13 protein-coding genes are annotated in these 13831 nt (G+C 47.4%); 11 read left to right on the top strand and 2 right to left on the bottom strand.

What is annotated here, in order from left to right; genetic code table 11:
• Positions 1 to 25: 25 nt before the first annotated feature.
• The gene (rnhC, locus tag DHX103_RS14860; RefSeq protein ID WP_422123001.1) at positions 26 to 958 is read right to left on the bottom strand and encodes a ribonuclease HIII; all 933 of its coding nucleotides are present in this window, start codon (positions 956 to 958) and stop codon (positions 26 to 28) included.
• A gap of 188 nt (positions 959 to 1146) precedes the next feature.
• Here rnhC and zapA point away from each other — a divergent pair, with 188 nt between their 5' ends.
• The 10 genes from zapA (at position 1147) to DHX103_RS14910 (ending at position 11884) form a co-directional block, all read left to right on the top strand.
• Complete coding sequence (gene zapA, locus DHX103_RS14865) at positions 1147 to 1350, top strand: cell division protein ZapA (protein ID WP_422124794.1); 204 nt, start codon at positions 1147 to 1149, stop codon at positions 1348 to 1350.
• Between the two features lie 5 nt (positions 1351 to 1355).
• On the top strand, positions 1356 to 1892 hold the full coding sequence (locus DHX103_RS14870) for a CvpA family protein (protein ID WP_422123002.1): 537 nt from the start codon (positions 1356 to 1358) through the stop codon (positions 1890 to 1892).
• 226 nt (positions 1893 to 2118) lie between these two features.
• Positions 2119 to 3822, top strand: coding sequence for a DNA polymerase/3'-5' exonuclease PolX (polX, locus tag DHX103_RS14875; protein ID WP_422123003.1), 1704 nt, complete (start codon positions 2119 to 2121; stop codon positions 3820 to 3822).
• Between the two features lie 12 nt (positions 3823 to 3834).
• Positions 3835 to 6198: an endonuclease MutS2 gene (locus tag DHX103_RS14880; protein ID WP_422123004.1), complete on the top strand. Its 2364-nt coding sequence runs from the start codon at positions 3835 to 3837 to the stop codon at positions 6196 to 6198.
• Positions 6199 to 6220: 22 nt separating this feature from the next.
• Complete coding sequence (locus DHX103_RS14885) at positions 6221 to 6634, top strand: DUF350 domain-containing protein (RefSeq protein ID WP_422123005.1); 414 nt, start codon at positions 6221 to 6223, stop codon at positions 6632 to 6634.
• A gap of 270 nt (positions 6635 to 6904) precedes the next feature.
• Positions 6905 to 8596 carry a long-chain-fatty-acid--CoA ligase gene (locus DHX103_RS14890; protein WP_422123006.1) on the top strand — a complete coding sequence of 564 codons (1692 nt, stop codon included), beginning with the start codon at positions 6905 to 6907 and terminating at the stop codon, positions 8594 to 8596.
• Between the two features lie 88 nt (positions 8597 to 8684).
• On the top strand, positions 8685 to 9269 hold the full coding sequence (locus DHX103_RS14895; RefSeq protein ID WP_422123007.1) for a TetR/AcrR family transcriptional regulator: 585 nt from the start codon (positions 8685 to 8687) through the stop codon (positions 9267 to 9269).
• A 16-nt stretch (positions 9270 to 9285) separates the two neighbouring features.
• Complete coding sequence (locus DHX103_RS14900) at positions 9286 to 10059, top strand: enoyl-CoA hydratase (protein WP_422123008.1); 774 nt, start codon at positions 9286 to 9288, stop codon at positions 10057 to 10059.
• A 20-nt stretch (positions 10060 to 10079) separates the two neighbouring features.
• Positions 10080 to 10853 carry an electron transfer flavoprotein subunit beta/FixA family protein gene (locus tag DHX103_RS14905; RefSeq protein ID WP_422123009.1) on the top strand — a complete coding sequence of 258 codons (774 nt, stop codon included), beginning with the start codon at positions 10080 to 10082 and terminating at the stop codon, positions 10851 to 10853.
• 62 nt (positions 10854 to 10915) lie between these two features.
• Complete coding sequence (locus DHX103_RS14910; RefSeq protein ID WP_422123010.1) at positions 10916 to 11884, top strand: electron transfer flavoprotein subunit alpha/FixB family protein; 969 nt, start codon at positions 10916 to 10918, stop codon at positions 11882 to 11884.
• 57 nt (positions 11885 to 11941) lie between these two features.
• Here DHX103_RS14910 and DHX103_RS14915 read toward each other — a convergent pair whose 3' ends face one another.
• Positions 11942 to 13198, bottom strand: a complete 1257-nt coding sequence (locus tag DHX103_RS14915) for a DNA polymerase thumb domain-containing protein (protein ID WP_422123011.1) — start codon at positions 13196 to 13198, stop codon at positions 11942 to 11944.
• A gap of 301 nt (positions 13199 to 13499) precedes the next feature.
• Between DHX103_RS14915 and trxA the strand changes: the two genes are divergently transcribed.
• On the top strand, positions 13500 to 13814 hold the full coding sequence (trxA, locus tag DHX103_RS14920; protein WP_144838922.1) for a thioredoxin: 315 nt from the start codon (positions 13500 to 13502) through the stop codon (positions 13812 to 13814).
• Positions 13815 to 13831: the final 17 nt, after the last annotated feature.

Consider the following 13831-nt stretch of genomic DNA (forward strand, 5'->3'; position numbering starts at 1 on the left):
ATATCTGCAATAAGATAATATCCCACTAATATTTCCTTTTCCCAGCCAACACCCTAGCCTTCCCAGTATTAGCAAAATGCCTCTTCGTCACCTTACCCAAATACTCCTCGCCACGCCTCAAAATAATCTTCGCCGCCACCTCATCCACAATCTTTCCGGCACCTTTTGGCAGCGTCACACCTGCTTCCGCACTCATCCGGTCCATCTCTTCCAGGAAAGCGACTCGTGCAATAATCGATGCGCACGCAACGGAAACGTGAAGACCTTCCGCTTTTGTGGAAAACAGCACATTCTCACGTACAATTTCTTCTTCATCTTTAATATGCTTATAATAGATGCCGCGTTCGGCAAACTGGTCGATCAGAATGGCATCCGGCTTCACCGGCTCCATTTTTGCGAGTACATGTTTCAACGCCTGGTTGTGGAGGAGGGCTTTGATTTTCCCTTGGGACCAGCCCTGTGCCTGCACCTTATTGTATTTTTCGTTTTTCAACGTTAGGACACTGTGGAGAAATGCTTCTCGAAGATCCGGCGCAATCTTGCGCATGTAGTCGTCATTCAGCAATTTGGAATCCTTGACGCCGAGTTCGTGGGCGAGCTCGACTCCATCCGCCGGCACAAAACAGGCGGCGACGGTTATCGGTCCGAAAAAATCACCGGTGCCGGTTTCGTCAGAGCCGAGGACGGAGAGCTTCGCAAAATTGTCCGGCAGCGTGTCTCCTTTAGCACCGGAAACTTTTACGGCTGAGCTGTCTGCCTGACCCCATCTGTTTGCTTCGCGCTCGGCGCCAGCACCCTGGAACATGACTTTTCCGGAATTGTAGACGGTTACGACTGTGTCCGGCAGCTTTGCGGTGAAGCGGACATATTGCGCTTTGGCCGCCGTTTTTTTATTGTTATAATGATTAATGATCTGGAGGAGACTTTCCTCTGGGAGTTTTAATACGACGTTCGACATGGAAGGTCTCCTTTCTAATGATTCACAAGCGGCTTGTGTTCATGGTATGATTATGTACAGCAATAAATTTAAGTAGAAACTAATTTTTGATTTAAATTATGCCTCTGCATAATTGATAGGGGGATGGAACATTGTCGGATCAGCAAAAAATTCGCACATCAGTAGAGATCTATGGCCATACTTACAAGATGGTTGGCACTGAAACCTCTGGCCACATGCGTTTAGTGGCATCTACAGTGGACGAGAAGATGCGTGAGATTCATGCAATGAATCCATCTCTCGACAGTGCGCGCCTTGCAGTCCTCACGGCTGTAAATGCAGTACATGATAATCTTAAACTGAAAGAGCGCATAGAACAATTGGAAACTGAATTGAAAAAACTGAAGGGCTGAAGTGCATGTTAGATATAATTTTATTTCTGTTGCTGATTGCCGGCATCTTTGTCGGAGCCAAGCGTGGACTGATCGTCCAATTAATACATATGGTAGGGTTCATTGTCGCGCTCGTCGTGGCATATCTCTATTATAAACCATTATCCGAGTACTTCGTCCTGTGGATCCCATATCCGGCGGTGACTGATGAGTCCAGGTTCACGATCGCCATCGAGCAATTGGATCTTGATCAGACTTTCTATCAATTATTCGCGTTTGCACTCATTTTCTTTGTCGTAAAATTCGGCTTGCAGCTCATCGCATCGATGTTCGACTTCCTGAAATATTTGCCGGTGCTCGGATTCCTCAGCAAAATTCTTGGAGCCATCCTTGGCTTTATCGAAATGTTAGTGTTGTTGTTCTTCTTCATTTACGTTTTCGCATTACTGCCGATGGACGTCATCCAAAACCAGCTTGAGAACTCAGGAATTGCGCAGTCAATCCTGGAAAACACGCCTTATTTCTCTGAGAAAGTGAAAGAATGGTGGTATATTTATATGTAAGCACTGACTTCTCTCTTTGCGGGAGAAGTTTTTTTGGAGTTTTGGGGTATTAGTTGAATTAAAAAAATCTTTTAATAACGCTTTGGCGCTCAGAGAAATCTCTAAAGATATGGAGCAAAACAGCGCAGACGCCCAGGGGGCCAAGCGAAGCTGTTTTGCGGAATATCTAGTAGTTTATTAATTCAACTTAAAACTAAAAATGATTTCAATAACAGGAGGTCTCTCGATGAATAAAAAAATCATCATCAGAACACTTGAAAAAATAGCATTATATATGGAGTTGAAAGGGGAAAACCCCTTCAAAGTATCTGCCTTCCGCAAAGCGGCACAGGCCCTTGAGCTTGATCCGCGGTCACTGGCAGAAATGGACGATGTCACGAAATTGAAAGGCATCGGCAAAGGGACAGGCGACGTCATCACCGAGCTGATGGACACCGGCAAGTCTTCGGTTCTTGAGGAATTGCAGGAAGAAGTGCCGAAAGGGCTCATTCCGTTGATGAAACTGCAGGGGCTTGGCGGCAAAAAAATCGCCAAACTGTATAAAGAGCTCGGCATTGATTCGGCTGAAGCCTTGAAACAGGCCTGCATCGATCACAACATACAGAAACTGCCAGGCTTCGGACCGAAATCAGAAGATAAAATTCTGCAGGAATTGATGGAGTTTGACTCGAAACCCGGCCGTCACCCGATCTGGAAAACGGAAGAAGCCGTGGCGACGATCAACGAAATACTGGAAAACATCAAAGAGGTCAGTGAATTTTCAGTGGCCGGCAGTTATCGCCGTACGAAAGAAACAAGTAAGGATCTGGACTTTATTGTCGCGACGGCTGAACCTGCCAAAGTGAAAGAACTGCTTTTGGCAGCGCTTCCGGTGGAGGGAACAATCGCTTCAGGAACGACGAAAGTGTCTGTCACCGTTGAATTCCAGGACATGATCGATATCGATTTCCGCCTGGTGGCACCGGAAGAATTCGTCACTGCGCTGCACCATTTCACGGGTTCGAAAGACCATAACGTGAAGATGCGCCAATTGGCGAAATCACAACATAAGAAAATCAGCGAATATGGCGTCGAACAGGAAGATGGCTCCATTCAAACCTTCCAATCTGAAGAAGAGTTCTTTCAGCATTTCGGTTTGCCGTTTATCCCGCCGTCTGTGCGCGAGGACGGCCGTGAGACGGATCGCATCGAAGAATTGCCGGAACTGGTAACGATAGAGGACATCAAAGGCGATCTTCATATGCATACCACTTCATCGGACGGTGCGCATTCATTGAAGGAAATGATCGATGCCTGCCGCAGCAAATCTTACGAATACATGGTCATCACGGATCATTCGCAATACCTGAAAGTGGCAAATGGATTGACGCCAGAGCGTTTATTGGCACAGAATAAAGAGATTCGTGAACTGAATAAAGAAATCAAGGATATCGAAATCCTTTCGGGTACCGAGATGGATATCCTGCCGGATGCCTCACTCGATTTCGATGATGAGGTATTGAAACAATTGGATTTTGTCATCGCCAGCATCCACTCCAGCTTCCAGCAGCCGCAGGAGAAAATCATGGAGCGCATTTTGACTGCGATGAAAAATCCGTATGTCCATATGATTGCGCATCCGACCGGCCGAATCGTCGGCCAGCGCGGCGGCTACGATCCGGATGTTGAACAGCTGTTGGACTGGGCAAAAGAATACGGCAAAATCGTCGAACTCAACGCCAGCCCGTACCGCCTTGACCTCGCTGTTGAATTTCTCGAAATGGCGCAGGAAAAAGGGGTGCCGGTGGCAATCAACACCGACGCCCACGCCATCGAACAATTGGAAGTGATGGCAATCGGGGTGCGCCACGCCCAAAAAGCGTGGCTGAAGAAGGATAATGTGGTCAATACGTGGCCGCTTGAAAAATTGAAAGCATACCTGAAAAAATAGGAGGTGTCGCGAATGATCGCGGAACGCGCATTAAAGACACTCGAATTTTACAAAATCCGGGATGACGTGGCGCGGTACTGCACCTCGTCACTCGGTAAAACACATATAGATAAACTTGTTCCTTCTATAGAAATCACGGAAGTCGAAAGGTTGCTTTCGGAAATGGACGAAGCGGCACAAGTGCTGCGCGTCAAAAACAACGTGCCGATGGGTGGCATCTTTGATGTCCGCATGCATGCACGGCGTGCACAGATCGGCGGCTCGCTAAGCCCGGTGGAATTGATGGAAGTGTCATCGACCATCCGTGCCAGCCGGATTCTGCGCCAGTTCTTTGAAACGATTCGTGAAGAAGAAGATATTCAAATTCCTTTATTTCTTGAGAAAAAGGAATCGATGCCGATTTTGACGCAGCTGGAGCACGATATCAACGCCTGCATCGATGATAATGGGGGCGTCCTGGATTCTGCGAGCACGGCATTGCGCAGCATCCGCCAACAATTGCGTTCCCAGGAAAGCCGGGTGCGTGAAAAACTCGAGAGCCTGGTGCGCGGCAAGAATGCATCGAAAATGCTGTCGGATGCCATTGTGACGATCCGCAACGACCGTTTCGTGATTCCCGTTAAACAGGAATACCGCAGCCATTACGGCGGCATCATCCACGACCAGTCGTCTTCCGGCCAGACGCTGTTCATCGAACCGGATGCGGTCGTTCAGGCCAACAACGAAGTGCGCCGATTGAAGATGAAGGAAAAAGAAGAAATCGACCGGATTCTTCAGGTGCTGTCTGCCCAGGTGCAGGAAGTGGCGCATGATATTTTCGTGATGGTCGAAGTGCTCGGTGAAATCGACATGATTTTTGCCAAAGCGAAATACGGTTCAGCCAATAAATGCTCGAAACCTGCCATGAATACGGAAGGCTACATCAATTTGAAAAAAGCGCGCCATCCGTTGATTCCAAAAGATGAAGTGGTGGCGAATGACATTGAATTCGGCCGTGACATCACAGCCATCGTCATTACCGGACCGAATACAGGAGGCAAGACCGTGACGTTAAAAACGGTCGGCCTCTGTACATTGATGGCGCAGGCCGGTCTGCCGGTTCCAGCGCTCGACGGTTCGGAACTGGCAGTGTTCAACCAGATTTTCGCGGATATCGGCGATGAACAGTCGATCGAACAAAGCCTCAGCACGTTTTCGTCCCATATGGTCAACATCGTCGACATCCTGACGAAGTTTGATGAAAACTCACTCGTCATTTTTGATGAACTGGGTGCCGGGACGGATCCGCAGGAAGGTGCAGCGCTGGCGATTTCCCTGCTCGACGAAGTGCACGGCAGAGGGGCGCGCGTTATTGCGACCACTCATTATCCGGAACTGAAAGCTTACGGCTATAACCGTCCGGGTGTCGCCAATGCCAGCGTTGAATTTAACGTGGAAACATTGAGTCCCACGTATCGTCTGCTGATTGGGGTGCCGGGTCGAAGCAACGCGTTCGAAATTTCAAAACGCCTAGGTTTGCCGGAACATATCATTACGCATGCCCAGAGCTTTACGGGGACAGACAGCCGCCAGGTCGATTCGATGATCGCGTCACTCGAGAAGAGCCGGCGTGATTCAGAACAGGACGCCGAACGCTCGAACGAAGTGCTGAAGGAATCGGAAAAATTAAAAGAAGAATTGGCTTTGCAATTGAAGCAATATGAACAGAAAAAAGAGCAGATGGAAGAAAAGGCGCGGGAAAAAGCGCGCAAAATTGTAGACCAGGCTCGAGTGGAAGCGGAAGCGGTTATTTCTGACCTGCGCAAGATGCAGCTCAACCAGCAAGGCTCCATCAAAGAACATCAATTGATTGAGGCGAAAAAACGGCTCGAAGGAGCGGCACCTGAAAACCGCATCCTGAAACGAGCGGAGAAAGACAAACAGCGTGAAGTGAAGTTGAAAGCCAACGACGAAGTGAAAGTGATTTCATTTGGCCAAAAAGGCACGCTGGTCGAAAAGGTTTCTGATAAGGAATGGATTGTGCAGATCGGCATCCTGAAGATGAAGCTTCCGGAATCGGATCTGTCCTATACAAAACCGGAAAAAGAAAAAGAAACGCGCACGATGGCCACCCTCAAAGACCGCGACAGCTATGTGAAGCTGGAACTCGACTTGAGAGGAGAACGCTACGAAGAAGCATTATCGCGTGTTGAAAAGTATATCGATGATGCGTTATTATCGAATTACCATCAAGTTTCCATTATCCATGGAAAAGGGACGGGCGCACTTCGCCAGGGCGTCCAGCAATATTTAAAAAAACATCCGCGCGTCAAAAGCTATCGCTTCGGCGAAGCCGGAGAAGGCGGTTCCGGAGTTACCGTAGCAGAGTTGAAGTAGAAGGTATAGGGGAGATTGAGCAATGTTAGAGAACGGATTTTGGACACATCCACTAGTAGAGACAGCAGGTTATTTCAGTGTGACCGTCTTGTGTTTGGTCGTGGCTATGGTGATGTTTGAAGTGATCACCAAGTATAAGAACTGGGAAGAAATCAAAAAAGGAAATCTGTCCGTAGCGATGGCGACAGGCGGCAAGATTTTTGGCGTCACCAATATCTTTCGGTATTCGATCGAACAGCATAACTCGTTGCCGGAGATGATCGGCTGGGGTGTGTTCGGCTTTGGTCTTTTGATATTCGCTTATATTCTTTTCGAATTCCTGACGCCGAAGTTCAAAGTGGACGAAGAAATCGAAAAGGATAACCGTTCGGTCGGTTTTATTTCACTGACTATTTCTGTCGGGTTGTCGTTTGTAATCGGTGCAAGTATTTCATAGGAGTTGTGCAATTTGGAAAATCTCATCAAAATCCTTTTCGTCTGCTGCATCCTTTTTGTGGTCGTGGGGATTGTCTATCTGTTCATCATGTAATGGAGAAAACCGCCGGCAAATTTTGCTGGCGGTTTTTTGGTTGTTTTGCGGAATATCATTTAAAAAACCTTTCAATAATCAAGAAATGAAAATAAAGTTTGTAAGCGCTGACAATTTTCTCTATAATTAAAATAGGAATATTCACACGATTCTCAAAATACGAAGGAGGAAAAAAGAATGACAGAAAAACCATGGCTCGCCCATTATCCGCCTGAGATTCCACATACATTGGAATACGAAAGCAAACCCGTACAGGATTACCTCACACATACGTTTGAGACTTTTCCGGACAAAACGGCAATTCATTTCATGGGCAAGGACGTTAACTACAAGGAATTGCATGAGTCGGCGATGAAATTCGCCAGCTACCTGCAGGGACTTGGCATCAAAAAAGGTGACCGCGTTGCAATCATGTTGCCAAACTCGCCGCAGGCTGTGATCGGCTTTTATGGTATTCTTTATGCTGGTGGGGTAGTGGTGATGACGAACCCGTTGTATACAGAACGCGAAATTGCCTATCAGATGAAAAATTCTGGTGCAAAAGCAATACTGGTAATGGACATCCTGTATCCGAGAGTCACGAAAGTGATGAAGGAGACGGATCTTGAAAACGTTATCGTAACGGGTATCAAGGAATACCTTCCGTTCCCGAAAAACATGATCTATCCGTTTATTCAGAAAAAGCAATACGGCATCACGGTGAAAGTGGAGCATCGCGGCAGCAACCACCTGTTTTCAGAAATCATGAAAACTGCGTCTGGTGAAGTTCAGACACCGGAATTTGATTTTGAAAAGGATTTGGCTCTGCTGCAATATACAGGAGGCACGACCGGTTCACCGAAAGGCGTCATGCTTACCCATAAAAACTTGATCTCAAATGCAACAATGTGCGACCGTTGGTTATACAAGACAAAACACGGTGAAGAAACCGTTCTTGGCATCATCCCGTTATTCCACGTGTATGGCTTAACGACAGTTCTCATCCTATCGGTTATGCAAGGCAATAAAATGGTGCTTCTGCCGAAATTCGATCCGGAAACGGCATTGAAAACGATCAATAAGCAAAAGCCGACTTTATTCCCTGGAGCACCGACACTTTATATCGGATTGATGAACCATCCAGACATCGCGAAATACGACCTTTCTTCAATCAGCGCTTGCTTAAGCGGATCCGCTCCACTGCCGGCTGAAGTTCAGGAGAAATTCGAGAAAATCACTGGTGGCAGCCTCGTGGAGGGTTACGGACTGACAGAAACTTCACCTGTTACGCATTCGAATCTCGTATGGGGAGAAAGAGTCAAAGGTTCAGTTGGCATCCCTTATCCCGATACAGACTGCAAAGTGTTCCAACCGGGTACAACGGAAGAAGTGGCACACGGCGAAATTGGTGAAATTGGCATTAAAGGGCCACAGGTTATGCAAGGCTATTGGAATAATCCAGAAGCTACGGCTGCGACTATTGTTGATGGCTGGTTAATGACTGGCGATCTTGGGTATATGGATGAAGGCGGACATTTCTTCATCGTCGACCGCAAGAAAGATATGATTATCGCTGGTGGTTTCAATATCTACCCACGGGAGATTGAAGAAATCCTGTATGAAAATGAAGCGATTCAGGAATGTGTCGTTGCTGGCATACCGGACCCATACCGCGGAGAAACAGTGAAAGCTTATATCGTATTAAAAGAAGGCATGTCCATTACGGAAGAGCAACTTGATGCATTCTGCAGAGAGCATCTGGCTGCATTCAAAGTTCCGCGCATCTACGAATTCCGTACAGAACTTCCGAAAACGGCAGTCGGCAAAATTCTTCGACGTTCGCTTATCGATGAAGAAAAAGCGAAACAGACTGAAGCCGTACCGTCATAAAGCTTGACACCATAAGCATTAAACTATAATATGAAAATATGAATGAATCGCCATTCATATTTTCATATTTTTTTTGGGTGGTGAGGAATTGGTTAAAAAGGATAAACCGAAATATAAGCAGATAATTGATGCAGCGGTCATTGTCATTGCAGAAAATGGCTATCATCAAGCACAGGTTTCCAAAATCGCTAAACAAGCAGGGGTTGCGGATGGTACAATTTATTTGTATTTCAAAAACAAAGAAGACATTCTCATTTCGGTCTTTCAGGAAAAGATGGCTGTTTTCGTCAGCAATCTGGAACAGATTCTTGCAAAAGACCATTCTGCTGCTGAAAAACTGAAGCATATGATTGAAAGCCATTTCACCTTGCTGGCCGGGGATATCCATCTGGCTATCGTTACCCAGCTCGAACTGAGACAATCCAATACCGAGATCCGGCTGAAGATCAATAATGTTCTGCGGGAATATCTGTTGTTGCTTGATCAGATTCTGATTAACGGCATGGAAACTAAGGAATTCGACCCGGAGATGGATGTTCGGCTGGCGAGGCAGATGGTCTTCGGAACGATGGATGAGACAATTACGACGTGGGTCATGAATGAGCAAAAATACGATTTGGTTGAATTGGCACCAAAAGTCCATCATTTATTGATGAAAGGCATGCGTGCCTGAGAGAGGGGTTTTATAGATGGAATTTATCAGTTATCGTGTAGAAGACGGCGTTGCAATCGCAACGATCAACCGTCCGCCGGCAAACGCTTTGTCGCGCTCGTTAATTATGGAAGTGAACGAATTGCTGGATGAGGTTGTAAACAATGATTCGGTCCGCGCAATCGTATTGCACGGCGAGGGCAGATTCTTTTCAGCTGGAGCCGACATCAAAGAATTCACACAAGTCAGTTCGGGTGAAGAATTTTCAAAACTGGCAGCTGCAGGCCAGAAAGTTTTTGAACGTGTGGAAACTTTCCATAAACCTGTTATCGCCGCAATTCACGGCGCGGCACTTGGCGGTGGGCTGGAGCTTGCAATGAGTTGTCAAATGCGTTTTGTTGCAGAAAATGCTAAGCTTGGATTGCCGGAACTTCAGCTTGGCCTTATTCCTGGCTTTGCGGGAACACAAAGACTGCCGAGATATGTCGGTGTTGCGAAAGCAGCCGAAATGCTCCTGACTTCCGATCCGATCAGCGGAACGGAAGCTGCTCAACTTGGCTTGGCGAACCGGGCTTATCCGGAAGAAGACCTTCTTCCGCAAACGCTTACAATTGCCAAGAAGATTGCCAAGAAGAGCCCGGTTTCAGTTCGCGCCGCGGTTGATATGCTTCAGTATGCCAAGCATGCAGGCTATTATGAAGGCGTAAAAGCGGAAGCGGATTCATTCGGTACCGTATTTGTGTCCGAAGATGCAAAAGAAGGAATCCAGGCGTTTCTGGAAAAACGTGAAGCACATTTTAAAGGGAAATAATACTTGGGAGGTCTACGTTAATGAACATTTATGTATTAGTTAAACGTACATTCGACACAGAAGAAAAATTAGTCATTTCAGGCGGTAAGATTCAGGAAGACGGCGCAGAATTCATCATCAATCCTTACGATGAGTATGCGATTGAAGAAGCGATCAAAGTCCGCGATGAGCACGGCGGCGAAGTTACCGTCATCACAATGGGCGCAGAAGAAGCAGAGAAACAGCTTCGCACAGCACTTGCTATGGGTGCCGACAAAGCGGTTCTTATCAACACTGAAGACGATATAGAAGAAATGGACCAGTTCACTTCAGCTTATATATTGGCTGAATATCTGAAAGATAAAGAAGCTGACCTTATCCTCGCGGGTAACGTGGCAATCGATGGCGGTTCAGGTCAAGTCGGCCCCCGCGTTGCCGACCTGTTGGACATCAACTATGTCACGACAATCACGAGCCTGAAAATTGAAGGCCAAAAAGTGTCGATCGTTCGCGATATCGAAGGGGACGCTGAAGAGCTTGAAACTTCATTGCCACTGCTGGTAACTGCGCAACAAGGCTTGAACGAGCCACGCTATCCTTCACTTCCAGGGATCATGAAAGCGAAGAAAAAACCGCTTGAAGAGCTTGAGCTCGATGATCTGGATATTGATGAAGAAGATGTTGAAGCGAAAACAGAAACAATCGAAATCTACTTGCCGCCTGCTAAAGCTGCAGGGCGCGTATTGCAAGGCGACATTTCTGACCAGGTCACTGAACTTGTCGGATTGTTGAAAAATGAAGCAAAAGTAATCTAAACCCAATGTGGGATAAATGAATGGATTCGAATTTTTACATCTACTTAGGAGGTAAACGGACTATGTCGAAAAAAGTATTAGTATTAGGCGAAACGCGTGAAGGTTCATTGCGTAACGTTTCATTTGAAGCAATTGCCGCAGCTAAAAAAATCTCCGGCGGCGGAGAAATTGTAAGTGTTTTGATCGGTGATTCAGTAGGGGAATTCGGAGCTGAATTGGTGAATTACGGCGCTGACCGTGTCATCACAGTTGAACACCCTCACTTGAAATCTTATACATCTGATGGCTACAGCCAGGCAATGATGGCTGTTATCGACCAGGAACAGCCTGGTGCATTGGTGTTCGGGCATACGGCTGTCGGGAAAGACCTTTCTCCAAAAATCGCTTCCAAATTGCAAACCGGCTTGATTTCTGACGTTACAGACATCGAAGGCGAAGGCGACGATGCAGTTTACATCCGCCCGATCTTTTCCGGTAAAGCATTTGAGAAAGTAAAAAATAAAGGCGGCGTAGACTTCATCACTGTCCGTCCAAACAACATCGCACCACTTGAAAGAGAAGAACGTTCTGGAGATGTCAGCGCATTAGCGGTAGACATTACGAACCTGCGCACGATCATCCAAAACGTTGTCCGCAAATCTGCTGAAGGTGTTGACCTTTCAGAAGCGAAAGTCATCGTGGCAGGCGGACGCGGCGTGAAGAGTGAAGCAGGATTTGAACCATTGCAGGAACTTGCTGACCTTCTTGGCGGCGCAGTTGGCGCATCCCGCGGAGCATGTGACGCGGAGTATTGCGATTATTCCCTTCAAATCGGACAGACTGGTAAAGTCGTAACACCTGACCTTTACATCGCAGCGGGCATTTCCGGCGCGATCCAGCATTTAGCGGGTATGTCCAACTCGAAAGTAATCGTGGCGATCAACAAAGATCCGGAAGCGAACATTTTCAAAGTTGCAGACTACGGCATTGTCGGAGACATTTTCGAAGTCATCCCGATGTTGACTGAAGAGTTTAAGAAAGTAATGGCATAAAATAAAGGAACGGCCCCGCACAAGCATTGCTTGTGCGGGGCCATTTTTGTTTTGGAATTATTTCTGATGTCCGCCGATCAGCCGGGTTCTGGCGATGGCGGTGCCCGCTTCGGTGCCGGAGACGGCACGGTAGATGGCAGAATAGCCGTATTTATTGCGGATCTGGTCCATCGCTGCGCCGAGCCGGCGTTCTTCCCATTTCCGTGCTTCAAAGAGACTCAATTGCATCGACGATTCCTCTTCCAGGTTGCCGATGGAAATCGAGATTTGGCGGACAGGCTTGTTCTGAAAATGGTCATTGAAAATCACCTGGCATACTTTGTAGATCTGCAGCGTCTCATTGGTCGCTTCCTCCAATGAGCGGGAGCGGGAAAAGCCGCCGCCGAATGCGGTTTTGCTGTAGCCGACGCCGAGGTGGATGGTGCGTCCCGCTCTTCTGGCCTGGCGGGTGCGCATCGCGATGTCTTCGCACATTTCCAGAATGATCGTCATGATTTCTTCCACTTCTATGTAATCGCGGTAAAGAATCTGCCCTTTGCCGTAGCTGACCTGGCCGGCGACTATGGGAGAACCGAGTTCCGACAGATCGATGCCGTTCGCATGCTGATACAGCTGGTGGCCGAGGATGCCGAAGCGCTCTTCCAGCGTTTTGACGTCGGTGCAGGCGAGATCGCCCACGGAAAAAATGCCCATGCTGTTGAGGGTCCGTTCCGTCCGGGAACCGATTCCCCACATTTTGCTGAGCGGAGCTACGGGCCATAATTTTTCCGGCACGTCGTCATAGGTCCATTTGGCGAAGCCGAGCTGCTTGGCATCCAGATCCAGCGCCAATTTTGCCAGCAGCATATTGGGCCCGACGCCGACCGCGGAAGGCAGGCCGAATTGCCGGAGCAGAGCATCCTGAATATGAGTGATGAGCGCTTCTTTGTCGCCCCACAGCAAGCCGACATGCGTGAGATCGATAAAGCTTTCGTCGACGCTGTAGACATGAACCGCATCCTTTGGCACAAATTCCGCAATGAGTTCGGTGATCGCCATGGAAATGCGCAGGAAAAATTCCATTTTCGGCTCGAGCAGCCGAATCCGCGGATCATCCGGAATTTCATAAAGCCGCGTGCCGGTTTTTACACCGAAGTCTTTTTTCATCTGCGGCGATGCCGCAAGGACGACACTGCCTTTTCGTTCCTGGTTGCCGACAACGGCGATATGGGCAGTTAACGGGTCGAGCCCTTCCCGGATGGCTGCGCAGCTGGCGTAGAAGCCGCGCATATCCAGGCAGACAATGGTCCGTTCAGGCAATTCCTTCGTCTTCATATCGTCGCCTCCCAGAATAAGAACATTTGTTCTTATTCTATACCTCCAAATCACGTCGAACAATCCTCTTTTCCGAAATAAAAGAATCCCCATCAAATATTGGCAGGAATCGCAGATTTTCATTATGCGGAAATAAAGATAGCTCCAACCGGAATATTTTGAGAGAGATAATAGCATATGGAATTGTTCCGTTTATCTGCCACTTTAGAGGGTAAACTGACAATAGGCAAAAAAATAGCTAGTGAAAAATACGCGTGCTATAATCGGTTAAGAGTTTGGTAAAACTAAGGAGGAATTATTCATGGCAATCGTACACGGAACAGATCAAAACTTTTCACAAGAAGTATCAGAAGGATTAGTACTAGTTGATTTTTGGGCAACTTGGTGCGGTCCATGTAAGATGATAGCTCCGGTACTTGAAGAACTGGACGCTGAAATGAGCGATAAAGTTAAAATCGTAAAAGTGGACGTTGATGAAAACCAAGAAACAGCTGGACAATACGGCATCATGTCAATTCCGACACTTCTTCTATTGAAAGACGGAGAAACAGTTGATAAAGTTGTAGGATTCAGACCAAAAGAAGCATTAGCTGATTTGGTTAACCAACACGCATAATTCTTAACCGGGTCCTG

The organism is Planococcus daihaiensis (assembly GCF_049262615.1).
In the GTDB taxonomy this organism is placed as follows: domain Bacteria; phylum Bacillota; class Bacilli; order Bacillales_A; family Planococcaceae; genus Planococcus.

What these genes read in the sequence shown, in the direction of transcription:
- DHX103_RS14900 (WP_422123008.1), top strand. Translation starts at nt 9,286, where the DNA reads ATGGAATTTATCAGTTATCGTGTAGAAGACGGCGTTGCAATCGCAACG.
- DHX103_RS14870 (WP_422123002.1), top strand. Translation starts at nt 1,356, where the DNA reads ATGTTAGATATAATTTTATTTCTGTTGCTGATTGCCGGCATCTTTGTC.
- DHX103_RS14910 (WP_422123010.1), top strand. Translation starts at nt 10,916, where the DNA reads ATGTCGAAAAAAGTATTAGTATTAGGCGAAACGCGTGAAGGTTCATTG.
- rnhC (WP_422123001.1), bottom strand. Translation starts at nt 958, where the DNA reads ATGTCGAACGTCGTATTAAAACTCCCAGAGGAAAGTCTCCTCCAGATC.
- DHX103_RS14890 (WP_422123006.1), top strand. Translation starts at nt 6,905, where the DNA reads ATGACAGAAAAACCATGGCTCGCCCATTATCCGCCTGAGATTCCACAT.
- DHX103_RS14880 (WP_422123004.1), top strand. Translation starts at nt 3,835, where the DNA reads ATGATCGCGGAACGCGCATTAAAGACACTCGAATTTTACAAAATCCGG.
- zapA (WP_422124794.1), top strand. Translation starts at nt 1,147, where the DNA reads ATGGTTGGCACTGAAACCTCTGGCCACATGCGTTTAGTGGCATCTACA.
- DHX103_RS14905 (WP_422123009.1), top strand. Translation starts at nt 10,080, where the DNA reads ATGAACATTTATGTATTAGTTAAACGTACATTCGACACAGAAGAAAAA.
- DHX103_RS14885 (WP_422123005.1), top strand. Translation starts at nt 6,221, where the DNA reads ATGTTAGAGAACGGATTTTGGACACATCCACTAGTAGAGACAGCAGGT.
- DHX103_RS14915 (WP_422123011.1), bottom strand. Translation starts at nt 13,198, where the DNA reads ATGAAGACGAAGGAATTGCCTGAACGGACCATTGTCTGCCTGGATATG.
- trxA (WP_144838922.1), top strand. Translation starts at nt 13,500, where the DNA reads ATGGCAATCGTACACGGAACAGATCAAAACTTTTCACAAGAAGTATCA.
- polX (WP_422123003.1), top strand. Translation starts at nt 2,119, where the DNA reads ATGAATAAAAAAATCATCATCAGAACACTTGAAAAAATAGCATTATAT.